Annotated in this window: 25 protein-coding genes and 1 tRNA gene; 18 read left to right on the plus strand and 8 right to left on the minus strand. The window is 73.2% G+C overall.

The features are described 5' to 3' along the window. Window positions 1-63: 63 nt before the first annotated feature. The 3 genes from ACYU8I_RS00215 (at window position 64) to ACYU8I_RS00225 (ending at window position 2,455) form a co-directional block, all read left to right on the plus strand. Entirely contained in the window at window positions 64-600 is a 537-nt protein-coding gene (locus tag ACYU8I_RS00215; protein ID WP_460836258.1) for a hypothetical protein, read from the plus strand. Between the two features lie 92 nt (window positions 601-692). Beyond that, a complete protein-coding gene (locus ACYU8I_RS00220; RefSeq protein ID WP_460836259.1) occupies window positions 693-1,262 on the plus strand; it encodes a copper chaperone PCu(A)C in 570 nt (189 codons plus the stop codon). After that, window positions 1,259-2,455 carry a Dyp-type peroxidase gene (locus ACYU8I_RS00225; protein WP_460836260.1) on the plus strand — a complete coding sequence of 399 codons (1,197 nt, stop codon included), beginning with the start codon at window positions 1,259-1,261 and terminating at the stop codon, window positions 2,453-2,455. Before ACYU8I_RS00220 ends, ACYU8I_RS00225 begins: the two co-directional genes overlap by 4 nt. A gap of 70 nt (window positions 2,456-2,525) precedes the next feature. On the opposite strand, the gene aztA is transcribed toward ACYU8I_RS00225, so the two are convergent. Then, the gene (gene aztA, locus ACYU8I_RS00230) at window positions 2,526-3,164 is read right to left on the minus strand and encodes a zinc ABC transporter ATP-binding protein AztA (RefSeq protein ID WP_460836261.1); all 639 of its coding nucleotides are present in this window, start codon (window positions 3,162-3,164) and stop codon (window positions 2,526-2,528) included. 62 nt (window positions 3,165-3,226) lie between these two features. Here aztA and aztB point away from each other — a divergent pair, with 62 nt between their 5' ends. The 11 genes from aztB (at window position 3,227) to ACYU8I_RS00285 (ending at window position 14,084) form a co-directional block, all read left to right on the plus strand. After that, a complete protein-coding gene (gene aztB / locus ACYU8I_RS00235; protein ID WP_460836263.1) occupies window positions 3,227-4,120 on the plus strand; it encodes a zinc ABC transporter permease AztB in 894 nt (297 codons plus the stop codon). Window positions 4,121-4,149: 29 nt separating this feature from the next. Continuing rightward, entirely contained in the window at window positions 4,150-5,412 is a 1,263-nt protein-coding gene (locus ACYU8I_RS00240; RefSeq protein WP_460836265.1) for an ABC transporter, read from the plus strand. Further along, the gene (gene aztC / locus ACYU8I_RS00245) at window positions 5,409-6,326 is read left to right on the plus strand and encodes a zinc ABC transporter substrate-binding protein AztC (RefSeq protein WP_460836267.1); all 918 of its coding nucleotides are present in this window, start codon (window positions 5,409-5,411) and stop codon (window positions 6,324-6,326) included. The genes ACYU8I_RS00240 and aztC overlap by 4 nt, the downstream gene beginning before the upstream one ends. A 52-nt stretch (window positions 6,327-6,378) precedes the next feature. Next, a complete protein-coding gene (aztD, locus tag ACYU8I_RS00250) occupies window positions 6,379-7,599 on the plus strand; it encodes a zinc metallochaperone AztD (protein WP_460836268.1) in 1,221 nt (406 codons plus the stop codon). 99 nt (window positions 7,600-7,698) lie between these two features. After that, complete coding sequence (locus ACYU8I_RS00255; protein WP_460836269.1) at window positions 7,699-8,445, plus strand: enoyl-CoA hydratase/isomerase family protein; 747 nt, start codon at window positions 7,699-7,701, stop codon at window positions 8,443-8,445. Further along, window positions 8,438-9,838 carry an AMP-binding protein gene (locus tag ACYU8I_RS00260; RefSeq protein WP_460836272.1) on the plus strand — a complete coding sequence of 467 codons (1,401 nt, stop codon included), beginning with the start codon at window positions 8,438-8,440 and terminating at the stop codon, window positions 9,836-9,838. Before ACYU8I_RS00255 ends, ACYU8I_RS00260 begins: the two co-directional genes overlap by 8 nt. Continuing rightward, window positions 9,835-10,239, plus strand: coding sequence for an acyl-CoA thioesterase (locus ACYU8I_RS00265; protein ID WP_460836273.1), 405 nt, complete (start codon window positions 9,835-9,837; stop codon window positions 10,237-10,239). The genes ACYU8I_RS00260 and ACYU8I_RS00265 overlap by 4 nt, the downstream gene beginning before the upstream one ends. Next, window positions 10,236-11,798, plus strand: coding sequence for an amidohydrolase (locus ACYU8I_RS00270; protein WP_460836275.1), 1,563 nt, complete (start codon window positions 10,236-10,238; stop codon window positions 11,796-11,798). The genes ACYU8I_RS00265 and ACYU8I_RS00270 overlap by 4 nt, the downstream gene beginning before the upstream one ends. Beyond that, window positions 11,795-12,397: a GNAT family N-acetyltransferase gene (locus tag ACYU8I_RS00275; protein WP_460836277.1), complete on the plus strand. Its 603-nt coding sequence runs from the start codon at window positions 11,795-11,797 to the stop codon at window positions 12,395-12,397. The genes ACYU8I_RS00270 and ACYU8I_RS00275 overlap by 4 nt, the downstream gene beginning before the upstream one ends. A gap of 113 nt (window positions 12,398-12,510) precedes the next feature. Next, window positions 12,511-13,308: an SDR family NAD(P)-dependent oxidoreductase gene (locus ACYU8I_RS00280; RefSeq protein WP_460836279.1), complete on the plus strand. Its 798-nt coding sequence runs from the start codon at window positions 12,511-12,513 to the stop codon at window positions 13,306-13,308. Window positions 13,309-13,310: 2 nt separating this feature from the next. Further along, window positions 13,311-14,084, plus strand: a complete 774-nt coding sequence (locus ACYU8I_RS00285) for an alpha/beta fold hydrolase (RefSeq protein WP_460836281.1) — start codon at window positions 13,311-13,313, stop codon at window positions 14,082-14,084. Window positions 14,085-14,165: 81 nt separating this feature from the next. On the opposite strand, the gene ACYU8I_RS00290 is transcribed toward ACYU8I_RS00285, so the two are convergent. The 6 genes from ACYU8I_RS00290 to ACYU8I_RS00315 all read right to left on the minus strand — a co-directional run bounded on the left by ACYU8I_RS00290 (window position 14,166) and on the right by ACYU8I_RS00315 (window position 21,625). Continuing rightward, complete coding sequence (locus ACYU8I_RS00290) at window positions 14,166-15,404, minus strand: hypothetical protein (protein WP_460836282.1); 1,239 nt, start codon at window positions 15,402-15,404, stop codon at window positions 14,166-14,168. Window positions 15,405-16,930: 1,526 nt separating this feature from the next. Then, window positions 16,931-17,006, minus strand: a tRNA-Thr gene (locus tag ACYU8I_RS00295). A gap of 80 nt (window positions 17,007-17,086) precedes the next feature. After that, entirely contained in the window at window positions 17,087-18,820 is a 1,734-nt protein-coding gene (locus tag ACYU8I_RS00300; RefSeq protein WP_460836285.1) for an alpha/beta hydrolase, read from the minus strand. Between the two features lie 194 nt (window positions 18,821-19,014). Next, entirely contained in the window at window positions 19,015-20,166 is a 1,152-nt protein-coding gene (locus tag ACYU8I_RS00305) for a DNA polymerase III subunit delta' (protein ID WP_460836286.1), read from the minus strand. After that, window positions 20,163-20,810: a dTMP kinase gene (gene tmk, locus ACYU8I_RS00310; protein WP_460836287.1), complete on the minus strand. Its 648-nt coding sequence runs from the start codon at window positions 20,808-20,810 to the stop codon at window positions 20,163-20,165. Before tmk ends, ACYU8I_RS00305 begins: the two co-directional genes overlap by 4 nt. Window positions 20,811-20,848: 38 nt before the next feature. After that, a complete protein-coding gene (locus ACYU8I_RS00315) occupies window positions 20,849-21,625 on the minus strand; it encodes a hypothetical protein (RefSeq protein ID WP_460836288.1) in 777 nt (258 codons plus the stop codon). 110 nt (window positions 21,626-21,735) lie between these two features. Here ACYU8I_RS00315 and ACYU8I_RS00320 point away from each other — a divergent pair, with 110 nt between their 5' ends. From ACYU8I_RS00320 to ACYU8I_RS00335, 4 genes are read left to right on the plus strand one after another with little or no spacing between them, the layout of a single operon-like run. Continuing rightward, a complete protein-coding gene (locus ACYU8I_RS00320; protein WP_460836290.1) occupies window positions 21,736-22,053 on the plus strand; it encodes a hypothetical protein in 318 nt (105 codons plus the stop codon). Window positions 22,054-22,061: 8 nt separating this feature from the next. Further along, on the plus strand, window positions 22,062-23,651 hold the full coding sequence (locus tag ACYU8I_RS00325; protein WP_460836291.1) for a hypothetical protein: 1,590 nt from the start codon (window positions 22,062-22,064) through the stop codon (window positions 23,649-23,651). A gap of 3 nt (window positions 23,652-23,654) precedes the next feature. Beyond that, window positions 23,655-24,119, plus strand: coding sequence for a hypothetical protein (locus ACYU8I_RS00330; RefSeq protein ID WP_460836292.1), 465 nt, complete (start codon window positions 23,655-23,657; stop codon window positions 24,117-24,119). After that, entirely contained in the window at window positions 24,116-24,517 is a 402-nt protein-coding gene (locus ACYU8I_RS00335; RefSeq protein WP_460836293.1) for a hypothetical protein, read from the plus strand. Before ACYU8I_RS00330 ends, ACYU8I_RS00335 begins: the two co-directional genes overlap by 4 nt. Here ACYU8I_RS00335 and ACYU8I_RS00340 read toward each other — a convergent pair. Then, window positions 24,514-25,095, minus strand: a complete 582-nt coding sequence (locus tag ACYU8I_RS00340) for a hypothetical protein (RefSeq protein ID WP_460836295.1) — start codon at window positions 25,093-25,095, stop codon at window positions 24,514-24,516. The genes ACYU8I_RS00335 and ACYU8I_RS00340 overlap by 4 nt on opposite strands. Window positions 25,096-25,109 lie beyond the last annotated feature (14 nt).

Genomic DNA, 25,109 nt, shown 5'->3' on the forward strand with positions numbered 1-25,109 from the left:
CTCCGTGCTTCGACCAGAGCCCGTCCGGACCAACGCCCCGCGGGGCCTCCGTACGATGGCGAGGTGGCGACGACCGGGCAGCCCCGCGTGCGCGCCGGCCTCGCCGGCGCCGTCTGCGCGACGGCCGCCGTCGCAGCCCACGTCACGGCCGGTGGCGAGGTCACGACGGTCGCCGCGGCACTGACGCTGCTGACCTCGGTCGGCCTGGCACCGCTGCTGCTCGACCGCGCCATCGACCCCGCGCGCACCCTCGCGCTGTGCCTCGTCGCCCAGGTCGTCTGGCACGCCGGGTTCGTGCTGAGCGCCCCCGCCGCGATGGCCCACATGTCGCACCACGTCGACACCACCACGATGGCCGCGCACCACCTGCTGGCCGCAGGCCTCGGCACCGTCGTGGCTGTCGGCTACGAACGCTGCTTCGCCCGGGCCGCCGACTGGCTGGCCGGCATCCTGCTGCCCCGACCCGTCACCGCGCTGCGGCCGCCGACACCCCACCGTGCCGCGCCGGCGTACGCCGCCCTGGCCCGGGTGCCTGACGACGACGTCCACGACCCCGCGCGTCCGCTGCGCGCCCCGCCCTTCGCAGCCGCGCTCGGCTGACCTGCACGCGTCCCACGCCGCACCTCCGCCGAGCAGCTCTCACGCGCCCGGGCACACGCCCACGCGTCCCTCACTGCTGCGAAGGAACCTGCATGCACACCACACCCCTGCGCGCTCCGGCGCGCCCCGCCCGTCTCCGCCGGGTGGGCACCGTCGCCGCGATCAGCGCGGCGCTCGCGCTGTCCCTGTCCGCCTGCGGATCCACGTCGGACACCGGCTCGGACACCGGTTCGGACGCCGCGCCTGCCTCCGCCGACACCACCGCGCTCGGGGTCAGCGACCCCTGGGTCAAGTCGGCCGACTCCGGCATGACCGCCGCGTTCGGCACCCTCACCAACGACGGTGACCAGGACGTCGTCGTCACCGGCGTCACCAGCGAGGCCTCCCCCACCATGGAGCTGCACGAGACCGTCGCCGGCGACGGTGGAGCCATGCAGATGCAGGAGAAGCAGGGCGGCTTCACCGTCCCCGCGGGCGGCGAGCTCGAGCTCACCCCCGGCGGCAACCACCTCATGCTCATGGACGTCAGCCAGCCCCTGCGCCCCGGCGAGGAGGTCACCTTCACGCTCGACCTCGAGGGCGGCGGCACCCAGGAGTTCTCCGCCGTCGTGAAGGACTTCTCCGGCGCCGACGAGAAGTACGCCCCCGGGCACGGCTCGTGACCGCCCCCGGCTGGTCACGCCGGTCGGTGCTGCGCAACGGCGCCCTCGTGACAGCCGGGGTCGGGGTCGGGACGGGTGCGGGCCTCGCCGGCGCGCACCTGTCCCGCCCCAGCGGGCCCGGCTCCGACGTCGAACGGCTGCACGGCGGGCTCGTCGAGCCGTTCCACGGGCAGCGGCAGGCCGGGGTCGAGACTCCGCCCCAGGCCCACCTCTCCCTGGTCGGACTCGACCTGCGTGACGGAGCCGGCGCGCAGGAGCTGGCGTTGCTGCTCGGACTTCTCGGCGACGACGCCGCCCGGCTGAGCGCCGGGGAGCCGGCCCTCGCCGACACCGAGCCCGAGCTCGCCACCGTGCCGTCCCGGCTCACGGTCACCTTCGGCCTCGGTCCGCGGGCGGCAGCGTGGGCGGGCGCCACCCTCGAGCCGCTGCCCGACTTCCCCGGCGACCGGCTCGACCCCGCCTGGGGCCAGACCGACCTCGTGGTGCAAGTCTGCGCCGAGGACCCGCTCACCCTCGCCCACACCCGACGCGTCCTGCTCAAGGACGCGGCGGCGTACACCACGACGAGGTGGGTGCAGGACGGCTACCGCCGCGCCCGCGGCAGCGAGGCCGTCGGGGCGACGATGCGCAACGTCATGGGCCAGGTCGACGGCACCGTCAACGTGCGCGAACGCGCCGATCTCGAGCCCCTCGTCTGGGACGGCCCCCTGGGCGCGCACTCGACGACCATGGTCGTGCGCCGCATCCGCGCCGACATGGCCGGGTGGGACAAGGTCGACCGGGCCGGCAAGGAGCTCGCCGTCGGCCGCCGGCTCGCCGACGGCGCCCCGCTCACCGGCGGCAGCGAGAAGACCGAGCCCGACTTCGAGGCCGAGGACGACCTCGGCTTCCCCGTCATCGACGCCGCCAGCCACATCCGTCGCGCTCGCAGCGACGACCCGACCGAGCGGTTCCTGCGCCGCGCCTACAACTACACCGTCCCCGACACCGGCCAGCCGCTCGGCGAGGACTCCGGCCTCGTCTTCATCGCGTACGCCGCTGACGCCCAGCGCCAGTTCGTACCCGTGCAGCAGCGCCTCGCCGACCTCGACCGGCTCAACGCCTGGGTCACCACCATCGGCTCCGCCGTCTACGTCGTCCTGCCCGGGACGCCGACCTCGGGCGCACCGGTGGTGCGGGGCCTGACGACCTGAGCTGCACGGCTCGTCAGAGGTCGCACATCAGGCGTCGCAGGTCGACCCGTACGCGAGGAGCGTCGACCGGTTACGCCGGGTCGACGAGCCGCCCGTCCTCGAGAAGCGCGACCTCGTCGGCTCGCTCGACCAGCGTCGGGTCGTGACTGGCGCAGACCACGGCTCCCCCACCGTCGACGACCCGGGCGAGGACGGCGAGGATCCGCTCGGTCGTCGCCGCGTCGAGGCCCGTCGTCGGCTCGTCGAGCAGCAGCAGGTCGGCTCCCGCGGCCAGTCCCATGGCCAGCAGCGCGCGCTGGCGCTGGCCGCCCGACAGCTCCGACAACGGCCGGTCGGCGTGCTCGGCCAGGTCCACGAGCTCGATGGCCTCGTCCCGTCGACGCCGGCCGTCGCGACCCAGGCGTCGCCACGGGCCGGTGCGGCCGTGGAGGCCGGTCGTGACCACGTCGCGCACCGTCACCGGGAGCCGCGGCGCCACGTCGGCCCGTTGCGGCACGAAGGCGACGGCGTCGGTGCTGCGGTGGACCGCGCCCGAGGTCGGGTCGCGCACGCCCGCGAGCACCTCCACGAGCGTCGACTTCCCCGCGCCGTTGTGACCGGTCAGCGCGAGCATCCGTCCGCGTCGCACGTCGAGGCTGACGCCGTCGAGGGCGGTGCGGCCGGGGTAGGAGACCACGACGTCGCGTGCACGGGCGGCTGTGGGAGTCACGTCGCCACCCTAGCCGTTTCGCGATTGGTAATCATTCTCATTCTTGTCTACCGTCTCGGCGCGTGACCTGGCTGACCGATCCCCTCGCGCTCGACTTCTTCCGGCGCGCCCTGCTCGGCGGCGCACTGGTCGCGGTCCTGTGCGGGGTCGTCGGCACCTGGGTCGTCGTCCGGGGCATGGCGTTCCTCGGCGAGGCCCTGGGCCACGGCATGCTGCCGGGGGTCGCGTTCGCCACCGTGCTCGGCCTGCCCGTGCTCCTCGGCGCGGCCGTGAGCGCCACCGCGATGACCGTCGGCCTGAGCCTGCTGCAGCGCCGGGGGCGGCTGGGCTACGACACCAGCATCGGGCTGCTCTTCGTCGCGATGCTGGCGCTCGGGATCATCGTCATCTCCTACTCCGGCAGCTTCGCCACCGACGCCACGGCGATCCTGTTCGGCGACGTGCTGGCCATCACCACCGCCGAGCTCGTCACCCTGGCGGCGGCGGCCGTCGTCGGCGTCGTGGTCGCCTGGCTGGCGCACCGCTCGCTCGTCGCGCTGGCCATGGACCAGCGGGTCGCAGCCGTGCTCGGCCTGCGTCCCCAGCTGGCCCAGGCCGTGCTCGTCGGGCTGGTCACGGTGACCGTGGTCGTCTCCTACCGCGCCGTCGGCTCCCTGCTCGTGCTCGGCCTGCTGCTCGCACCCGCGGTCGCCGCCTCGCAGTGGACCCGACGCATCCCCACGACCATGGCGCTGGCCGCCGTGCTCGGCGTCGTCGCCGTGACCGCCGGCCTCTTCGTCTCCTGGTACGCCGCGACGGCCGCGGGGTCGTCGATGGCCATGGCCGCGATCGCGCTCGCCGCGACCTCCTGGCTGCTGCGTGCCGTCGTCGACGCCACCCGCCCGACCCGGACCCGGTCGGCTCCTCCCGCCGACTCCGACGCGCCCGAGCCCGTGCCCGTCGCGCTCGCCGGCTGACCTCGACCCCACCCTCGGAAGGACCCTCCATGCCCCGCCGCACACCGGCCGTCCCGGTCGCCGCGAGCACCCTCGCCCTGCTGCTCCTGCTCACGGGCTGCGGCGGCGCCGCGGGCGAGGAGCCCGCCGCGTCCACCTCGTCGGACGACAGCGCCGCGACCGACGACGACCACGGCGAGATGGAGGGCGCCCAGGAGCTCGCCGAGCCCGCGCTCGGCCTGACCACGGTCGATGCAGAAGGCCGCGTCCAGCACCTCGACCTCGCCGACGAGAGCGTGCAGGAGCTGTCGGTCCTCGACGCCCCCTCCGCCCTGCACACCGACGGGCGCTACCTCTTCGCCACCACCGACGACGGCGTGCAGGTGCTCGACAGCGCGGTCTGGACCTGGGACCACGTCGACCACTTCCACTACTACCGCGGCGAGCCCCGGGCGGTCGGCACCGTCGAGGGCGACGGCCCCGCCACGGTGGCGACCACCAACCTCTCCCACGCGGGCAGCACCGGCGTCTTCTTCGCCGGGTCCGGCGACGCCGTGCTCCTCGACACCGGCGCCCTGGCCGACGGCGAGGTCAGCGAGCGCTTCCGGGTCGCGGGCGAGCCCCACGACGGCATGGTCGTGCCGATCGGCGACCACGCGCTCGTGACCCGCGCGGACGACGCGAACCGGGCCGACGAGGTCGTGGCCGTCGACGCCGGGGGCGAGCCGCTCGACGGGGCGTCGTACGACTGCCCGGACGCGCGGGGCACCATCACGACCCGCGTCGGCGCCGTCATCGGGTGCGCCGACGGCGCGCTGCTCGCCACCTCCGGCGACGACGGCCCGACCGTCACGCGGATCCCCTACCCCGACGGCACCGACGCTCCCCCGGCGACCGCCTTCGCGAACCGCGAGGGTCGACCGACGGTGGCAGCGCTCGCCGGACCCCGCCGCTACTGGCTGCTCGACACCCGCGAGCAGTCGTGGCAGCTGCGACGCTCCCCCGTCCCCCTGGTGCAGGTCTCGGCCGTGGACGACGACGAGGAGCACGTGCTGGGCCTGACCCCCGACGGTGCGGTCGCCGTGCTCGACGGCGCGAGCGGCGACCTGCTGGCCACGACGAGGCCGCTCGTGCGCCAGTCGGTGCGCGAGCGCGTCGGCCGGCCGACCCTGGTGCTCGACCAGCAGCGCGCCTACCTGAGCGGGCCGGCCGAGCAGCGCTTGTTCGAGATCGACTTCGCCGACGACGCCCGCGTCTCGCGCACCTTCACCACCGACAGCGAGCCGGCGTTCACCGCGGGGACCGGCCGATGAGCGCCGTACGCCGCCGGGTCGCGGCCGGGCTCGCGCTCGCGCTGCTCGGCACGACGGGGTGCACCGCGAGCGGTGACGACCGCCCGACCGTGGTCGTCACCACCAACATCCTCGGCGACGTCGTGCAGGAGGTGCTCGGCGAACAGGCGCAGGTCGTGACGCTGATGAAGCCGAACGCCGACCCGCACTCCTTCGAGATCTCCGCGCAGGAGGCGGGCCGGATGCGGTCGGCCGACCTGCTCGTCTCCAACGGGCTCGGTCTCGAGGAGGGCCTGCAGCGGCAGGTCGACGCCGCGGTCGCCGACGGCGTCGACTCCTTCGTCGCCGGCGACGAGCTCGACGTCCTCGACTACGCCGAGGGCGACGCCGCCGGCTCGGCCGACCCGCACTGGTGGACCGACCCCGGCCGCACGACCGACGTCGTCGAGGCCCTCGCCGTGCAGGCCGCCGAGCTGCCGGGGGTCGACGAGACCGTGCTGCGGCGACAGGCCGACGCCTACCTCGGCGACCTCGAGACGCTCGAGACCGAGATGAGCGAGGCCTTCGCCGCGATCCCCGACGACCGACGAGCGCTGGTCACCAACCACCACGTCTTCGGCTACCTCGCCGACCGCTTCGACTTCGAGATCGTCGGCGCGGTCATCCCCGGCGGCACGACGCTCGCCTCACCGAGCGCCTCCGACCTCGCCGACCTCGTCGGCGCCATCGTGGAGACCGGGGTCCGCGCCGTCTTCGCCGAGTCGTCCTCGCCCGACCGGCTCGTGCAGGCGCTGGCCGCCGAGACCGACCTCGACGTCGACGTCGACGTCGTCGAGCTCTACAGCGAGTCGCTCACCGAGCCCGGCGGCGGCGCCGACGACTACCTGACGATGATGCGCGTCAACACCGAGCGCATCGCGGACGGACTGGCCTGAGCCGGTCCGTCGCACCCACCGAGCACCACCCCCACCGAGAGGAAAGAACCCGATGCGCACCCCCCACCGCCGACGCGGGATGCTGGCCGCCGCGGCTGCCACCACCCTGCTCAGCCTGGCCGCCTGCGGCTCGAGCGACTCCGGGAGCACCGGCAGCGCCGGCGACTCGGGCGAGGAGACCACGGCCGCCAACGCTGGCCCCCGCCTCGCCGTCACCTACGAGGGCGGCGTGATGGTCCTCGACGCCGAGACCCTGGAGCCGGTCTCCGACTTCGACACCGAGGAGTTCACCCGCGTCAACCCGGCCGGCGACGGCCGCCACGTCATGCTCACCACCACCGAGGGCTTCCAGGTGCTCGACACGGCGGCGGGTTCCGACGCCGAGCCCGAGCTGACCGACATGGTCTTCGAGGCCGACACTGCCGGCCACGTCGTGTCCCACGCCGGCAAGACCGTGCTCTACGCCGACGGCACCAGCGACACCACCATCATCTCGACCGCTGACCTCGCCAATGCCGGCGACGAGCTGCCCGAGACCGAGGTCGTCGAGGGCACCGAGGCCCACCACGGTGTCTCGATCGTCCTGGAGGACGGCACCTTCATCACCACCGTCGGCGACAGCGAGACGCGCAGCGGCGCGGTGGCGACGGACGAGGGCGGCTCTGAGATCGCGTCCACCGACGAGTGCCCCGGCATCCACGGCGAGGCGACCCTCTCCGACGAGACGGTCATCTTCGGCTGCGAGGACGGCGCGCTGCTCTACGAGGGCGGCGAGTTCGTCAAGGTCGCCGCACCCGACGACGGCTACGCCCGCTCCGGCAACATGTTCGTCTCCGAGGGCAGCCCCCTCGTGGTCGGCGACTACAACACCGACCAGGACGCCGAGGGCTACCTGCTCGACCAGGTCGCCGTCGTGGACACCGAGGAGCGCACCTACGACGTCGTCGACACCCCTGGTGGCGCCGGCTACACCTTCCGCGACATCGCCCGCGGCCCCGACGGCAACGCCTACGTCCTGGCCGACGACGGCGCCATCCACGTGCTCGACCCCGAGACCCGCGAGTTCACCGACAGCTTACCGGTCGTCGACGCGTGGGAGGGCCCGGCCGAGTGGCAGGACCCGCACCCGGCCATCAAGGTCGAGGGCGACATCGCCTACGTCACCGAGCCGGCGGCCGACACCGTGCACGCGGTCGACCTGAACGACGGCAGCATCGTCACCTCGGCCGAGCTCGACGTGACGCCCAACGAGATCGCCGTCGCTGCCAGCTGACCTCTCGCGACACGCCGCCCCCGCCGCATGCTGCGCGGCGGGGGCGGCACGCTGTACCGAGCGGATCTCGCCGCGCCGACCGTGCGAGAGGATGGCGTGGTGACCGTCACCTACGCCCTTGACGACCGGACCGCCCGGATCCACCTCGACCGCCCGCAGCGGCTCAACGCCGTGACGACCACGCTCGTCGAGGACCTGCTCGCAGCTCTCGACCGCGCGACCGCGGACCAGGCGCGGTGCATCGTGCTCGCCGGCCGCGGACGGTCGTTCTGTGCCGGTCACGACCTGAAGGTGCCGGTGCCGGTCGAGACGCCGGAGCAGACCGCGGCCCGCGTCGACCGGCTCCAGGAGATCACCCGCCGGGTGCGGGCCTTTCCCGGGATCGTGGTCGCCGCCGTGCAGGGGCACGCACTCGGCGCCGGCTGCGAGATCGCCCTGTCCTGCGACCTCGTCGTGGCCGACCAGACGGCACGGTTCGGTTTCCCCGAGGTCGGCGTCGGTCTCAGCGTGACCGGGGGGATCTCCCACCTGCTGCCCCGGATCGTCGGCCCAGCGCGCGCCAAGGAGCTGCTGCTGCTGGGCGAGCACGTCACTGCCGCACGCGCACTCGAGCTGGGGCTGGTCAACCGCGTCGTACCCCCCGGCGAGCACGAGGCAGTGGCGGCAGAGCTCGCCGCCCGCGTCGCCGGGCGCCCGACGGTCGCGGCCGCGATCGCCAAGCAGGTCGTCGACGCGGGCCTCGGCACCGACATGGAGACCGCGCTGGTGCTCGAGCGTGAGCAGGCCGTGCGCACCAGCCTGTCCGGCGAGGGCGACGCGCCCCGGGAGGCCTTCGCCGGTGAGTGAGCACGCCGCAGGCCTGGTCGCCGCGCTCGAGACCGCGGCCCACCGATGGCCCGACCGCACGGCCTGGGTGTTCGACCCCGGCCGGTCGTTCACCTTCGCCGAGGTCGACGAGCTGACCGTCGGCTTCGCCGGGGCACTGCACCGACGGGGCGTCCGGCCCGGCGACCGGGTCGGCGTGCTGCTCCGCAACCAGCCCGAGTTCCCGCTCGTGTGGTTCGCCCTGATGAGGCTCGGCGCCACGATGGTGCCGTTGAACGTGAAGTACCGGTCGGTCGACCTCGCTCACGTCCTCGAGACCGCCTCCGTGGCGGCGGTCGTCAGCACCGGAGAGTTCACCGAGCTGCTGGCCGGCGCTCCCGGCGTCCTCCTCGTGGAGGAGCTCGAGCCCGACCCGACGGCTGCGCCGCGCGTCAGCACGCCGACCGCCCCCGCCAACATCCAGTTCACCTCGGGCACGACCGGTCGCCCCAAGGGGTGCGTGCTCTCGCAGGAGTACTGGCTGAGGCTGGGCCGGAGCCTGGTCGACGAGTTCCCTCGCCTCTCCGCCGACGACGTGATGCTCACCGCCCAGCCGTTCCACTACATCGACCCCCAGTGGAACGTCGTCGCTGCGCTGCTCGCGGGCGCCCGGCTCGTCGTGCTCGACGGCTTCCACCCCTCGACCTTCTGGCAGCAGGTCCGCCACCACGACGTCACCTACTTCTACTGCCTCGGTGCCATGCCCACCCTGCTGCTGCGGATGCCCGCCGACCCCGGCGACCGCACCCACCGGGTCCGCGTCGTGCAGGCCTCCGCCATCCCGCCGGCCCTGCACGCCCAGCTCGAGGAGCGGTGGGGCGTCGGGTGGTACGAGGCGTTCGGGATGACCGAGACCGGCGCCGACCTGCGGGTGACCGAGGCCGACCACGACGCGCTCGTCGGCACGGGCTGCCTGGGCCGCCCGGCCGGGCACCGCGAGGCGAAGGTCGTCGACGGCCAGCTGTTGCTGCGTGGTCCCGGCATGATGGACGGCTACCTCGGCGAGCCCGACCCGTTCGTCGACGGGTGGTTCGCGACCGGCGACCTCGCCGAGGTCGACGCCGAGGGCCGGTTCTACCACCGCGGCCGCACCAAGGACATGATCCGGCGCAGCGGTGAGAACATCGCGGCGCACGAGGTCGAGGACGTGCTGACCAGCCACCCCGGCGTACGCCTGGCGGCCGTCGTGGGGGTGCCCGACGAGATCCGCGGCGAGGAGGTCAAGGCTTTCGTCGTGGGCGACGTCGGCGAGGCCGAGCTCGCGACGTGGTGCGCGGAGCGGCTCGCCTCGTTCAAGGTCCCGCGGTTCTGGGAGTTCCGCGACGACCTGCCCCGCACCGCCTCCGAGCGCGTCGTCAAGGCGGGCCTGCGGTGAGCTTCACCTGGCAGTCTCCCGTGTTCTTCGACGAGCTCGACCTCAACGGCACGCTGCACAACGCCCGGTTCGCCGTGCACGTCGAGCGCGCCCAGTCGGCGCTCTTCGAGGAGCTCGGCCGGGGCTGGGCGACGTACGCCGAGCGCGACCCCGACCTGCACTACGTCGTCAAGGAGCTGCACGTCGAGTTCCTCCGGCCGCTCACGGCACCGGGCCTGCTCCCGGTGACCATCCTCGCCGAGCACCTCGGCACCACGAGCGCCCGCTACGGCTTCCGCTGCGGGGACCACGCGACGGGTCACCGCGTCATCGTCAAGGTCGATCCCTCCACCGGCCGCCCGGCGCCGTGGAGCGAGTGGTACCGCCAGGCGTTCTCCGAGCTGCAGGGGTCGCAGTCGTGATCACCGCCGACCTGCTGCTCACGAACGCCGAGTTCGTCACCCTCGACCGCCCGGCCACCGCGCTCGCCGTGCTCGGCGACAGGATCGTCGCCCTCGAGGAGGTCCCCGCCCGCGAGGTCGTCGACCTCGGCGGAGCGGTCGTCGTCCCCGGCTTCCACGACGCCCACAACCACATGGCCTGGTTCGGGCTCTCCCTGACCGAGGTCGACTGCCGGGTCGACAGCCTCGACGCGCTGTACGCCGCTGTCGCCGCGGCACCCGACGGCGAGTGGGTCGTCGGCTCCGGCTACGACGACAACAAGTGCGGCGGGCACCCCGACCGGGACGGGCTCGACCGCGCCTCCGGCGGGCGCAAGGTCTGGATCAAGCACACCTCGGGGCACATGTGCGTGGTGAGCAGCGCCGTGCTCGACGAGCTCGGCCTCTCCCACCGGGCGGTCGACGTCGACGGTGGGCGGGTCGCCACCGACGCCGACGGCCGTCCGACCGGGCTGCTGCAGGAGCAGGCGCAGCAGCTGGTGGCTCCTCTCGTGCTCCCCTACCCCGTCGACACCCTCGTCGATGCGATCGACCGGGCCGGGCTGCACTACCTGCGCGAGGGCGTCACGAGCTGCACCGAGGCCGGCATCGCGGGTGGGTGGATCGGCAAGAGCCCGGTCGAGCTGGAGGCCTACCAGCGCGCCCGCGAGCAGGGCCGGCTCCACGTCCGGGTCGAGCTGATGGTGGCCGCCGACGCCCTGCGCGAGGTCCACGAGCTCGGCCTGGGGCTCGATCTGGGGCTGCGGACCGGCTTCGGTGACGACTGGCTCCGCATCGGACCGGTCAAGGTGTTCTCGGACGGCTCGCTGATCGGTCACACGGCTGCGATGTGTCACGACTTCGCCGACCGGCCGGGCGAGCGCGGCTACCTCCAGGGCTCGGCGGAGGCCCTCACCGAGACGATCCTCCGCGCCCACCAGGGCGGGTGGCGGGTCGCGACCCACGCCATCGGCGACGCGGCGATCGACCTGGTCCTCGACGCCTACGAGCGGGCGCAGCGCGACCACCCGCGTCCCGACCCGCGGCACCGGATCGAGCACTTCGGCGTCGCCCGTCCCGACCAGGTCGCGCGCGCGGCCGCCCTCGGGGTCGTCCCGGTGCCGCAGGGGCGCTTCGTCGAGGAGATCGGCGACGGCATGCTGCGCGCCCTCGGCCCCGAGCGGGTGCCGTGGGCCTACCGGCACCGCTCGCTGCTCGACGCCGGCATCGTGGTGCCCGGCAGCTCCGACCGACCGGTCGTGCAGGGTGCCCCGCTGCTGGGCATGCACGCGCTGGTCAACCAGCGCACGTCTGCCGGTCACGCCTTCAACCCCGACGAGGCGGTCTCCGGTCTCGACGCCCTTCGTGCGTTCACCGTCGGCTCGGCGCACGCCTCCCACCGCGAGGACCGGCTCGGCACGCTCAGCGTCGGCAAGCTGGCCGACCTCGTCGTGCTCTCGGCCAGCCCCGCGAGCGTCGACCCCACCACGATCGCGGACATCGAGGTGCTCCGCACGATGGTCGGCGGTGAGTTCCGGTGAGGCTCGAGCGGCCCGACCGGCTCGGGCCCGAGCAGCTCGCGACCGTGCGAGACCTCTACGAGGACGCCTTCCCGCCGGCGTCGCGCTCCGACTTCCAGGAGCTGCTGGCCGACCGCGTCCTCGTCCTGGTCGACGGGCGCGTCCCCGTGGGCCTCGCGGTGCTGCGCGACCTGGCGGACACCGGTTGGACCTTCCTCCGCTACTTCGCGGTCGGCGTGCGCGGACACGGTCTCGGACAGCGGTTCTGGCAGCTCCTCCGTGCCGCGCACCCCGACCACACCCGGATCGTGCTCGACGTCGACGACCCCGACGAGCCCGGGATCGAGGACGCCGAACGGACGGTCCGGGAGCGCCGGATCGTCTTCTACGAGCGGCTCGGAGTCGCCCTGACCCCGGTCCGGGAGTACGCCCCTCCCCACCACGGCGGTCCCCTGCCGATGCGACTCATGGTCGCCGACCTCCGTGCGGAGCAGACCGAGGCGCTCGGTGACCGGGACCTCCGCGCGGTCGTCGTCGCGGTGCTGCGGCACCGCTACGACCTCGACGAGGACACGCCGCTCGTCCAGAGTGTCCTCGCCGCCTCGGGTCTGTCGACCTGACCTCGGCCGTGCCGTCGCCCCTCGACTGGCCGTCCCCGGCAGGGGTACGGCTGCAGGACCGGCCGGCGCACCCGACGGGACGGCGGGTCGGCCGACGACGACAGGAGACGAACGTGGATCTGGGCATCGAGGGCAGGACGGCACTGGTCACCGGGGGTGACTCCGGGATCGGCTGGGAGACGGCACGGATGCTGCTCGCCGAGGGCGCGACGGTCGTCATCTCCGACAAGGACGCCGACGAGCTGGAGCGGGCCGCACAGCGACTGGCGGCGCCCGAGGGGCGACTGCACCACGTCGCCGCCGACGTGACCTCCCTCAGCGACCTCGAGACGTTGCGCGAGCGGTTGCACGAGCTGGCCGGTCCGATCGACATCCTGGTGCAGGCCTCCGGCGTGACCGGCGCCCAGGGGCTCTTCCACGAGATCGACGACCAGGGGTGGGTCGACACGCTGGAGATCGACCTGCTGGGCCCGGTCCGGTTGACGCGCACGTTCATCGACGACCTGCGCCGTGGCTGGGGTCGCCTGGTCTTCCTCACCTCCGAGGACGCCACCCAGCCCTACGACGACGAGCTGCCCTACTGCGCGGCCAAGGCGGGCGTGCTGTCGTTCGCCAAGGGTCTCTCCCGCAGCTATGCCACCGAGGGCCTGCTGGTCAACTGCGTGTCCCCGGCCTTCATCCACACCCCCATGACCGACGCGATGATGGAGAAGCGGTCCGAGGAGCTCGGCGTCTCCTTCGACGAGGCGATCGAGGGCTTCCTCGACGAGGAGCGCCCCTTCATGGAGCTCAAGCGGCGCGGCGAGCCGGAGGAGGTCGCCTCGGTGGTCACCTTCCTGTGCTCCGAGCGCGCCAGCTTCGTCAACGGCGCCGAGTACCGGGTCGACTCCGGTTCGGTCGCCACCCTCTGACGGTGCTGGCCCACCGGCTGCACGGCCAGGACCGAGCCGGCCTGCCGCTCCTGCTGCTGCACGCCTTCCCGCTGTCGTCGTGGATGTGGCACCGGCTCGTGCCGCTCCTCGAGCGACCGGCGCTGACCGTCGACCTGCCCGGCCTGGGCGCGAGCCCGGTCCCTGGGTCCGACACACCCGTGAGGATGTCCGCGGTGGCCGACGCCGTCGTCGAGGTGATGGACCACCACGGGCTCGAGCAGTGCGAGCCCTTCGGCATCTCGACCGGCGGGTACGCCGCGCTCGAGCTCGCCCACCGCCACCCCGCCCGCACCGCTGCGCTGGTCCTGGGCAGCACCACACCGTGGCTGGTCGCCCCGGACGAACCGGCCGAGCGCCGCCGCACCGCCGGGTCGGTGCGCGCGCAGCGCTCGACCGAGCCGGTGGCCGACAGCGCCCGGGAAGGTCTCGGGGCGACGGCGCGCCGCGAGCAGTCCGAGCTCGAAGCCGCGTTGCGCGACCTCATCGCACGTACCGACCCCGACGGCGTGACCTGGATGGCCGAGGCCATCGCCGCCCGCTCCGACCGCGAGGAGACCCTGGCCGGGTTCCCCGGGCCGGTGCGCCTGCTCTTCGGGGCCGAGGACGAGGCGACCCCGCCGGCCCGTGGCGAGCAGATGCGAGCGGTGCGAGCCGGCAACCCGGCACCGACCCACCTGAACGTGCTGCCGGCGACCGGTCACCTCACCGCCCTGGAGCGCCCGGCCGCGGTGGCCGAGCTGCTGCGGGGGCCGTGAGCCTCGACCCGCTCGTGCAGCAGCCCCCACGGCTGTGTCCCTGGCTTGGCCGTCGTGCCCGGAGCGAGAAGCTCCAGTTGTTCAGCGCTTACCGCGGCGCCGGCGCCGCCGCGACTGGCGCTGCCAGAAGGCGGGCCACCCGCTGACCGGCTCGTCCGTTACCGTCCATCCGTCCCCGCGCACCGAGTTGTCCCAGCCCAGCATGTAGCGGAGGTTGCCCGGGTCTAGTGCGAGTGGGGCTAGCCCTGCCTCGACGCGCGCCTTGTCCGCTGACTGCGGGCTCATGTGTTCCAGTGTCAGCAGCCGGTCGGCTCGGTTGCGCCCTTCCCTGCGATCTTCGGTGTCGAGACGCAGGACTGGCGAATGGCCTGGGGACATGTCGAACCCAGCTGCCTGGAGCATGCCACGGACGAACCGTGCTTCTGATTCGGGCGCGGTGCTGGCAAGGCGCCAGAACTCGTCGCGGGCTGAGTCGTAGGTCGGTGTCGGCCCCGCGCTCTGGGTAGCCCGCCGCCACAGGCTCGCCAGTTCCTCGGTCGCCGCAAGGGGCTCGGTGAAGGCTCGTTGGTAACGCTCCAATTGGCGTTCCTCGTTGCGCAGCTGGGCGGCGCAGTTCGAACAGAGCCTGCCGACCACGGAGGGTCCGTCGAGGTTCATGCAGAGGTTGCTGGCCTCTCGAGCTCGGAGCCGGTTGTCCTCCACCTCGGTAGCCAGGCGTTGGGTTTCGAAACGCTCGGTGGCGTCTTCGGCGGCGCGCCCAGCGGTGCGGTCGGCGTTGGGCTCAAAGCCCGCGGCAGCTAGGCGGGCACAGGTCAGGCAGAGGCCTCCGACGATGGTGAGGTAGACGCCGCAGACACAGCCTGGCTGGAACTCGAGATCCGGGTTCGCTGCCTCGGTGGGATCGGGGCGACCGTCGGGTTCGGGCAGATCGTCACGCATTCGGCCGGGTTCGCTGCTCCGCCCCAGTTCGTAGCCGGCTCGCACCAGCAGCTCGCGGGCCGCAGCAGCGGTGGCGCTTTGGTCTTCGTTGATGAGCATCCAGTAGCGCCGTTGCTGCTGCTGCTCGTCCTCGACGCCGGCGACCGCGCGCTCCCACAGCACCTCGAGCGCCGATGACTCCGAGAGCAAGTCGCGCGCGGTGGCGATGTCATCCGCCCAGTCCTGCGGGTCGGGTGGAGGCTCATACCGGGCCGTCGCCTGCTCGCCAAAAGCCCCGGAGCTAGGGTTGCCCCACGCGCCGGCACTTGCCGTGTCGCCGTAGTCCCCCGGGGTTCCTGAGGCGGCGTCGGCACCGGTGTCTTGGGACTTCCCGCACCGCATCGGGCATATCCCACCCTGCGACTGCATGAGGCCGCACGGGCACAAGTTCCGACGCCAGCGGGCGTCCTCGAGGCTCCGGTCAAGCCGCTCCCTCGCCAGGCGGTCGTCTTCGTCGCGCCCCACGCCCCCTCCCAGAAACCCGTTCTCAGGGAACCGGTTAGGCGCGCAGGTTGTTCATGACCGCGTCGCTGCGCTGCTTGGTCGCAGCCAGTTCTCTTCGTACAGCTTGCGGTGACGGGGTGAGAGCGCGCCACGCGTCGTCCGGCTGGTCGGCGGTGTCCTCATCTGCCTCGGGGGCGGCGACGTTGTCGAGCGCATCGAGCCACGGCTTCTGTCGTGCGGCGGCTGCCGGCGGTGCTGTCCGCGCGTTGCCGTGCCTCCCTGAAGTCTCTGGAGGCTTCGGGGACCTGAGTGCGGCCTCAGCCGCTGCCCACTCGGCGGCCCAAGCGGGCGTGTCCGGTATCGCCTCTCGTGCTGCGCGTTGGCTACTTGCTTGCCTCCTGTGGGTAACGACTGCGGCCGTCGCGAGTGCGGCGAGCTGCACGCCCTGCTGGGCCACCTTGCGAGTGCGCTCGTCGAGCAGGAATTCGGCACTGCGTGCCTTGACGCGACGAACCAGCCGGGCTCCCCGGCCTGAGGTGTCCTCGGCTGCCGACGGCGGTGCCGGGGTCGTCGAGGAACTTGCCGGCGAGGGGTCGCTCGGGTCGGTTGCCGCTGCATCGACCGGCGACGGCGCAAACGGTGCTCCGCCTCGCAAGGTCCCGGGCTCGAGCGGAGCCTCGGGCGCTTGCCGAGCGGGTTCGAGGTTAGGGTCCGGCATAGGTACTCCAGTGGGCGGTCGGGTGCATCCAAGGCCGCCCGATTCACAAACGAGCGTGCGCCCGGGCACCGGGGCTGTCAAGGAGTCCAATCCACTCGGGGCTTCTGGGTGCCTCACGCGTTGAGGGCGTGGTGCCGGACCACTCGACGGCTCCTTCGGAGTCAGCCCCTCGCTCTTGGTCAACCCAGAAGTGCCTTGCCGTGCGCGCCGCTCGGCTCGCGCATTTCGGTTCCGCGCTCGCCAAGTGGGGCCATGACAACCTCAGCCAAGCTGAAGACGCAACGTACATGCTCGGAGCGCGCGAGTCGGCGTCACGCGGCCATCCCGCGCGATTGGCCGCGCCCGTTGTCTCACCACTGGCGGTTTCGTCTCATCCTTGACCATTCCAAGACCGCCCGTCACAACCACTCGGGGCAGCCCGGGGCCGGGCATCGATTGCCAACCGGCATCCCATCTCAACGATAGGAGCCCGGCGCGACTGCATGACACCGCGCGCTCACTTAACGATCTCGATACCGCTCAGCCGGCCCTTGGACCGCGACCGCAGCCCAGAGCCCAGAGCGCACGTCCCCAGGTAGATCGAGCTTGTCGTACACCGGACTCGTCGTAACTGCACCGCGCTGCGCGCAATTGCAACCACACCGCCCTTCTGAGGCTCCGGCAGAGGGGGTCTGGTGCTGCTGCAGGTCGCTGACCTGCGGTGTCGTGGAGCCGCCTGTCGGAATCGAACCGACGACCTTCTCATTACGAGTGAGACGCTCTGCCGACTGAGCTAAGGCGGCGCAGTGACCGGCCGGTCAGCCGGACACGCGTGGGCGAGCATAGCGGCCGGTCGGGGTGCCCCACCAAACCGGGCAGTGGCTCAGCAGCGCAGCCCGTCGTCCGGCACGGTGCCGTCGATCATGAAGCCGTTGACGGCGTCGTCGACGCAGGCGTTGCCCTGCTGGAAGCCGGCGTGGCCGTCGCCGTCGCGGCTGACGAGCACGCCGGAGACGAGGGCGTCGGCGAGCGCCTGGGCCCACTTGTACGGCGTGGCCGGGTCGCGGGTGGTGCCGACGACGACGATCGGCGCCGCACCCTCCGCCTCGATGGTCGGCGGGGCCTGCGTCGGCTTCGCCGGCCAGTCCTCGCAGCCGCTGCCGGCGGAGAAGATGCTGCCGAAGGCGGGGCTGATCTGCTCGAACTCGTCGCGGTAGTCCGCGAGGTCGGGCTCGGGCGCGTCGGGGTCGACGTCGAGGCAGTTGACCGCCGGGAGCGCCTCGTACAGGTTGCCCTGGTAACCGTCGGGCCCGCGGCTGACGTACTGGTCGGAGAGAATGCCGAGCGCGCTGCCGTCACCCTGCTGCGCGGCGGTCAGCGCCTGGGTCAGCGTCGGCCACAGCGACGGCACGTAGAGCGGGAGGAACATGCCGTAGACCGCCCGCCCCTCGGTGAGGTCGCGGCCGTCGGCCGTCGGGAGCGGCTCCGCGTCGAGCTCGTCGAGCAGGTCGGCGATCCCCTGCTCGGCGTCGTCGACGCTGTCGCCGACCGGGCAGTCACCCTGCTCCACGCAGCTCTCGAGGTAGGCCGTGAGGGCGATCTGGAAGCCCCCGAGCTGGTCACGCGCGTTGGCCACCGGATCGGGGTCGGGCGTCACCGCGGCGTCCAGCACCATGCGGCCGACGTTCGTCGGGAACAACTCGGCGTACGTCGCCCCCAGGGTGGTGCCGTAGGAGGTGCCGAGGTAGTCGAGCTCGGGCTCGCCGAGGGCGGCGCGCAGCACGTCCATGTCGCGCGCGGCCTCGGCCGTCGACACGTGCTCGAGCAGGGCGCCCGACTCGCGGGCGCAGGAGTCGGCGAAGCGCTTGCCGACCGCGTCGACCTCGGCCTCCTCCGCGTCGGACTCCGGGTCGGGATCGGCCGCGATGTAGGCGTCGAGCAGCTCGGTCGGACCGCAGGTGACGGCGGTGCTGGAGCCGACGCCGCGGGGGTCGAAGCCGACCAGGTCGTAGACGCGAGCGATGTCGGGCCCGGTGGCGAGCGCACCGGCGCGCGCGTAGTCGATGCCGGAGGCGCCCGGACCGCCAGGGTTGAGCACCAGCTGGCCGATGCGGTTCTCCCGGTCGCGTGCCGGCACCCGGATGACGGCGACGTCGATGGTCTCGCCGTCGGGCTCGGCGTAGTCGAGCGGCGCGGTGAGCGTGGCGCACTCACCGCCGGCGCAGTCGCTCCAGTCGAGCTCCTGGTCGTAGAACGCCTCGAGCCCGTCGGGCGCGGCCGGCAGCGACCCGGTCGGCTCGGGCGGGCTGGGCGCCTGCGACGCCGGACCGGCCTCGCTCTGCTCGCCCCTGGCGAGCAACGTCCTCGTGCCGAGGGCGGCGGCGAGCACCAGGGCGAGGACGACGACGACCGCGATGCCGACGTACAGGCCGGTGCGGCTGCGCCGGGGCGGCGGGGGCGGCGGCTGCCACGAGCCGGGCGCACCCCAGCCGGGACCGGACGGACCGCCGGGAGCACCCCAGCCGCTCTGACCGGGCGGCGGGCCCCACGGTCCGGGGCCACCGGCGCCGGCGGGTGGGTCCTGCGGCGGGGGGCCGGGGGGCGGGGCGGTCGACATGCCCCGAGGGTACGGAGCGGACCCCACCTGAGGAGCCGATGCTCCACAGGCGGGCTTGCTCAGCCCACGCCCGGGGCGACAGGCCGGGCTCGATGGTGCCTCCGGTGTCGACGGCGGCGTCGAGCACCATGGTGTCGAGCACCTGCGCGGCGCAGAGGTCCGACCTTGCTCGCCCGGGCCGACGGGACATGGGCTCAGTCGCGCAGGCGCAGCGCGACCACCATCGACTCCAGCGCCAGCAGCGGCGGCACGTTGAACTCCAGCATCTGCTCGCGCGCCTCGAACACCGCGTCGATGCGCCGCAGGGTCTGCTCGGGCGTGGAGACCCGGACGACCGCGTCGAGGTCGGGCCGGATCTCGGCGTTGACCAGCTCGGTCGAGGTGCCGAGCTGGAGGGTGAGCACGTCGCGGTAGACCGAGACGAGGTCCATCAGGCTGCGGTCGACCACGTCGAGCACCCGCCGCTTGGCGCGGGTCTTCTGCGAGGCCTCCATCGCGCGCAGGGCGGGGGCGTACTCGCGCGGCCGCCGGCCCCGCTCGACCACGCCGTAGGCGCGGTCGAGCTCGGTCTTCTCCCGGGCGTCGTGGGCGGAGGTCTGCGCGGCGGCCTCCTCCTTGGCCACCTCGTGCAGGTCGCTCGCCGCACCCATGCAGGCACCGAGCGAGGTCAGCCGCGCGGGGATGGCGACGACCTCGACCCGGCGGCGTCGGGTGTCCTCGTCGCAGGCGAGCGCCCGGGCCCGGCCGATGTGGCCCTGGCTGGCGCGGGCGGCGTACGACGCAGCCTCCGGCGGCACGCCGTCACGCCGCACCAGGAAGTCGGCGACCTCGCGCGTCGACGGCGTCGAGAGCACCACGGGCCGGGTGCGGGAGCGGATGGTGGGCAGGACGTCCTCGGCCGTGGGCGCGCACAGCAGCCACACCGTGCGCTCGGTCGGCTCCTCGATCGCCTTGAGCAGGCCGTTGGCGGCCTGGTCGGTCAGCCGGTCGGCGTCCTCGACGACCATCACCTGCCAGCGCTCGCCGACGGGCGCGAGCGCGGAGACGCGCACCAGCTCGCGCACCTCGTCGACGCCGATGGAGAGCTTCTCGGTGCGGGTGACCCGCACGTCGGCGTGGGAGCCGACCTCGACCTGGTGGCACGAGTCGCAGTGGCCGCAGCCGCCGGTCGGGCACTGCAGCGCCGCCGCGAACGCGAGGGCGGCGTTGGAGCGGCCGGAGCCGGGCGGCCCGGTGAAGAGCCAGGCGTGGGTCATGTCGCCGTCGACCGCGCGGCGCAGCTGGGTGACGACCGGCGCCTGGCCGACCAGCTGCTCCCAGACACCGCCGGTGACCTGCGCGCTCACGCGACGCCCACCAGCAGCGGCGCGACGCGGCTCCAGACCACGTCGGCGACGGCGTCGGGCGACTGCCCCGCGTCGACCACGGCGTAGCGGTCGGGGTCGGCGGCCGCGAGCCGCTGGAACTCCGCGCGCACCCGGCGGTGGAAGTCGTCGCCCGCGCTCTCGATGCGGTCGCGCCCGGCGAAGCGGCCGAACCCGGAGGCGGGATCGAGGTCGAGCAGCACCGTGAGGTGGGGCCGCAGGTCGCCGGTGGCCCAGCGCGCCACCCAGGCCAGCTCGTCGGGGTCGAGCGACCTGCCCGCGCCCTGGTAGGCCAGCGTCGAGTCGACGTAGCGGTCGGTCACCACGACCTCGCCCCGGGCGAGCGCCGGACGCACCACCCGCTCGACGTGCTCGGCCTTGTCGGCGGCGTAGAGCAGCGCCTCGGTGCGGTCGGCCATCTCGCCCGTCGCCGGGTCGAGCAGCAGCTCGCGCACCCGCGCCCCGACGAGGGTGTCACCGGGCTCCCTGGTCAGGACGACGGTGTGGCCCGCGGCCCCGAGCCGCTCGACCAGCAGCCGCGCCTGGGTCGACTTGCCGGCGCCCTCGCCGCCCTCGAGGCACACGAAGAGCCCGGTCTCGGCCAGGACCCCCGGATGCTGCTCCACGGGCGCCACCCTAGGCGGCAGCGGTGACAGCCGGGCGCTCAGTCCCAGCCGCGACCGGGTCCGGTCTCGGGGCTGCCACCGGCCGCAGGACCACCGCCGGGACCCTCGCCGAGCGAGGTGGTCACGAACCGCGGCGGCCCGCCGTACGCCGCCCAGGTCTCGGCCGGCACGTGACGCCACGGCGCCACGGCGCGGTGCACCTCCTCGACCATGCGGTCCTCGCCGCCCCAGAAGGTCCAGGGGATCACTCGCACCGCCCAGCCCGGCTGGAAGACCCACGCCCCCAGGTCGACCTCGTCCACCACGGCCCGGGCCTCCGGCACCAGGAGCGCGCGGCCGGCCCCGGCGTCGCCGAGCGTCTGCCAGCGGCGGTCGAAGCGCGACTCCCCCACCTCGAAGGCCTGCGCCTGCTCGTGACGCTCCCACGTCTTGACCTTGTGCTCGCCGCGGACGACCGAGAACGGCGGCACCGGCGTCTCGCAGCGCACCGCGACCATGTTGTAGCGCTCGACGTCGCCCGCGGGCCCACCACCGTGGGGCGGCTCGAGCTGGCTCCAGCGCAGGCTCATGAACTCGACGCCCTCGAGCTCGCCGACCACGATGTCGCTGACCTTGCCGGCCTCGAGCGCGATCAGGAAGGGCCAGCCGTCCCAGCCCGCCATCACGTCGGACCCGTCGGCCAGCCGCTGCCACCCCTGCAGCTGGATGCGGTCGTCGCCCCGGCGGCTGCGGCGCACGGCGTTGAGGACGACCAGCACGACGGCGACCAGGAGCAGCGCGAAGAGGGACCCGAAGATGATCGCGGGGAGCGGCACGGTGCGACCCTAGCCCGCAGCGAGGGTCCCGCAGTTCGGCGAAGCCGATGACACGGGTCGTCCCGATGACCTACGGTCGTCCTGGCCTGTCAGGGGGGATTGGTAGACACATGTCCGGATTCGAAGCGGTGGCGTCCGACATCCGCGATGCCGCCGGCCAGATCGAGGCAGCCGGGGAGGGCGTCAAGGGCGCCGACCCGAGCGGTCGCATCGGCGACGTCAAGACGGCCCTGCCCGGGAGCGACAGCGCCACGGCCGCCGGCAACCTGGTCGACAAGTGGCGCACGCGCTTTCAGGGCTGGGCGGACGACGCCGGCGACCAGGCGCAGCGGCTGCGCGACTCGGCCAACGAGTACGACAACTCCGACTACCTGGCCGACGTCCGGATGCGGCAGCGCTCGCACCGGATGGGCCTGACGGCCGAGTAGGGAGAGTCATGGTCAGCATCGCCGAGCTCCTGCAGTGGAAGCCGGAGACCCTCGGAGAGGTCGCCGACACCCTGGTCCGCAAGCGGTTGAAGCTCATGCAGCTGCAGGACGAGATCGATGGCGGCGAGCCGCCGAGCACGTGGGTCGCCGGGTCGGCCGGGGGCGCGCACACCACGCACGGCAGGCTCCGAGACCGGTTGAACGACCTCGTCGCCGAGGTCTCCGACGTCGCGGTCAACCTGGACGACGCCCAGGTGCGCATCACGACGGCCAAGCAGAGCCTCGAGGAGGCGATGCTGGTCGCGCAGACCAAGGGGTTCACGGTCAACCGCACCACCGGCCGCGTCGAGGACCCGCGGGAGGACCTCGACCCGACCGAGGCCTACACCTCGCGGATGGACGTGAGCGCGGTCGCCGCCGACATCGACGCGGCGCTGCAGGCGGCCGGGGAGGCCGACCTCGACCTGGCCGCCGCGCTCAACTCGGCGGTGAAGGGGGAGACCGACGGCGGCACCGGCAGCCTCGCCGACGCCGCCGTGCAGACCACCGAGCGCATGGACCAGATGTCCGACGAGGAGCTCGCCGAGATGCTGGGCGGCGACGTCGCCCTCCACACCATCTCGGCCTACCTCGAGGCCGAGCTCGAGCTCGCGACCTGGGAGCTCGAGGGCAAGGCCGAGGCCGAGTACACCGTCATGGCCGACGGCACCGTGAAGATGAAGCTCGCGCTCGAGGCCGGCCTCGGTCGCGAGATCAGCGTCGGCGGCGGCTCGGCCGACGTCAGCGGCGGCGGCACCACCGAGCTCGAGCTGACCTTCGACAGCCCCGAGGAGGCGCAGGAGTTCCTCGACGGCCTCGACGACGCGGCGTTCGACCTCGGCTGGCGCGACGGGTTCAACGCCCCGGCCGCGGTGGCGACCAACGTGGCCGAGTACGTCATGGAGCAGGACGTCTCGAGCTTCAAGACCGGCATCTACGGCCAGGGGGAGTTCGAGTTCGAGACCCCGCTGGCCCGCGGTGCCCTCGAGGGCCGCGTCGACGCCTACTACGACTGGGCGGAGGAGAAGTACGGCCTCAAGATCGGCGTCTCCGGCGAGGCCGACGTGGGCCAGGTCGACGAGGGCCAGCAGGGCACCGGGTACGGCGTCGCGGCGGGCCTGGAGGGCGAGCTGACCATCACCAAGGACGGCGACTTCGACGCCCTCAAGCTGCGTGGCGAGCTGGACGCCACGGCGGCCAACGAGAACCTCGGCATCACCGCGCCGCCGGGATCGAGCTCGGGCATGGGGGTCGACGTCGAGCTCCTCATCGACAAGAACAACCCGCACTACGACGAGATCGAGGGCGCCCTGACCGACGGCGACATCGACCGCGCCAAGGATCTCGCCTTCCAGTACGGCGAGATGACCGCCCGCACGACCGTGACCGAGAGCATCGCCTCCGACGAGATCGAGATCGACGCCGGACCGGTCGGCGGCGTGGAGGTCAACTACGGCGCCGACGCCGAGACCGCCACGCAGATCTGGCACCGCGAGCCCGGACGCAGCGAGGTCGTCGAGATCGACCCGACCCGGCTGCCGGCCTACACCGGAAGGTGACCCATGACCCTCGAGACGATCGACCTCGGACCCGTCACCCTGCTCGCCCCCGACGAGCCGCCGCGGTCGCTGCGCGGCACCTACGGCCAGATGTGGCAGTGGGTGGGCGACGGCAGCGAGCTGTTCACCCTCGCGGTGGCGGTGCGTGAGACCCGGCTGGGCAACGCCCACGGCACGCGCGACCACCTCGGCTGGGAGGTCCGGCAGCTGCAGCCCGAGCCCGCTGACGGGGCGGAGGCCCCCGACGTCCGCGAGCTGATGGTCATGGTGGACGGCGCGACGGCCTCCGCCGCGGCCGACGTGACCGGGCAGGTCTGCGGGCACGACGTGCGCCACCGCATCGTCGTCACCACCGACGGCAGCGTGCAGCACGTGATGCGCCTGGTCGTGCCCGACAACGCTGCCGGCACCGACACCGCGGAGCGGGTGCTGTCCAGCCTCGTGGTCCGGCCCGGTGGCGACGGGTGAAGGCACTGGCGGTCTTCGCCCTGGTCGTCGCCGTCGTCGTCGGCGGCTTCTTCGCCGTCGTCGTCCTCGTCATCGGTCGCGGTGACGACGACCAGAGCGCGCTGACCCGCGAGGTCGACCTGGTGCTGAGCAACGTCGAGAAGTCGCGCGACTCGACCACCGGCACGGAGTACCGCGTCGACCTGGCCTACGAGGTCGACGGCCAGTGGTACGGCTCCGACGACGACCTCGACGCCGACTACTGGGACCCCAGCCTCGACCTCACCGCCTGCGTCAACCCGCAGGAGCCCCGCGAGTTCGTCGTCAACCTCCGCAGCAACCGGTGCGGCCAGGAGTCGATCACCGGGGGCGCCATCCAGGAGGCAGAGCCGACGAGCAGGCCCGCCGACGCTGGTTAGCGCTGCATCGTGAGCATGCAGTCGAAGGCGGTCGCCGTCTCGTCGGTCGGGTCACCCTCCGCGATGACGTAGGCGATCGCGCGCACGCCACCGCCGACGCCGACCACGAACGACCCGGTCGAGCCGGTCTCCTCGCCGCTGAACTGCAGCACCCGGGCGTCGTCGAAGCCGGGCAGGTCGATCTCCTCCTCGCTGTCCTTCTGCGTGGCGGAGTTGAGCCGCTCGACGTCGGACACGCCCTCGTCGATGGTCTGGCCGTTGGCCTGGACCACGAGCTGGCCCTCGAGCGAGTCGCCGTCGGCGGAGGTGAAGCGGGTGTCCTCGCCGTCGCCGAGGCTCTCCACGGTCCAGTCGGCCGGCACCGTCAGCGTGACGCCGTCGGCGCCCTGGAGCTCCTGGGTCTCGCCCGTGCACTCGGCGCCGCCGGCCGCCGACCCGGTCGACCCCGACCCGCTGGACTCCGCAGCGGAGGCCGACGGCGACTCCCCACCCGACCCCGAGGACTCGTCGCCACCGCCGCACGCAGCCGTCGTCAGCAGCAGCGCGCAGGCCGCCAGGGCGAGGGGGAAGCGAGTCATGCCGGCGATGCTAT

This window comes from Nocardioides marmoraquaticus, assembly GCF_054777915.1.

Bases quoted from the DNA above. Each gene is read 5' to 3' on its own strand.
- ACYU8I_RS00220 (WP_460836259.1), top strand. From the start codon at position 693: ATGCACACCACACCCCTGCGCGCTCCGGCGCGCCCCGCCCGTCTCCGC.
- ACYU8I_RS00240 (WP_460836265.1), top strand. From the start codon at position 4,150: ATGCCCCGCCGCACACCGGCCGTCCCGGTCGCCGCGAGCACCCTCGCC.
- aztC (WP_460836267.1), top strand. From the start codon at position 5,409: ATGAGCGCCGTACGCCGCCGGGTCGCGGCCGGGCTCGCGCTCGCGCTG.
- aztD (WP_460836268.1), top strand. From the start codon at position 6,379: ATGCGCACCCCCCACCGCCGACGCGGGATGCTGGCCGCCGCGGCTGCC.
- ACYU8I_RS00290 (WP_460836282.1), bottom strand. From the start codon at position 15,404: ATGCGGTGCGGGAAGTCCCAAGACACCGGTGCCGACGCCGCCTCAGGA.
- ACYU8I_RS00300 (WP_460836285.1), bottom strand. From the start codon at position 18,820: ATGTCGACCGCCCCGCCCCCCGGCCCCCCGCCGCAGGACCCACCCGCC.
- ACYU8I_RS00320 (WP_460836290.1), top strand. From the start codon at position 21,736: ATGTCCGGATTCGAAGCGGTGGCGTCCGACATCCGCGATGCCGCCGGC.
- ACYU8I_RS00325 (WP_460836291.1), top strand. From the start codon at position 22,062: ATGGTCAGCATCGCCGAGCTCCTGCAGTGGAAGCCGGAGACCCTCGGA.
- ACYU8I_RS00330 (WP_460836292.1), top strand. From the start codon at position 23,655: ATGACCCTCGAGACGATCGACCTCGGACCCGTCACCCTGCTCGCCCCC.
- ACYU8I_RS00340 (WP_460836295.1), bottom strand. From the start codon at position 25,095: ATGACTCGCTTCCCCCTCGCCCTGGCGGCCTGCGCGCTGCTGCTGACG.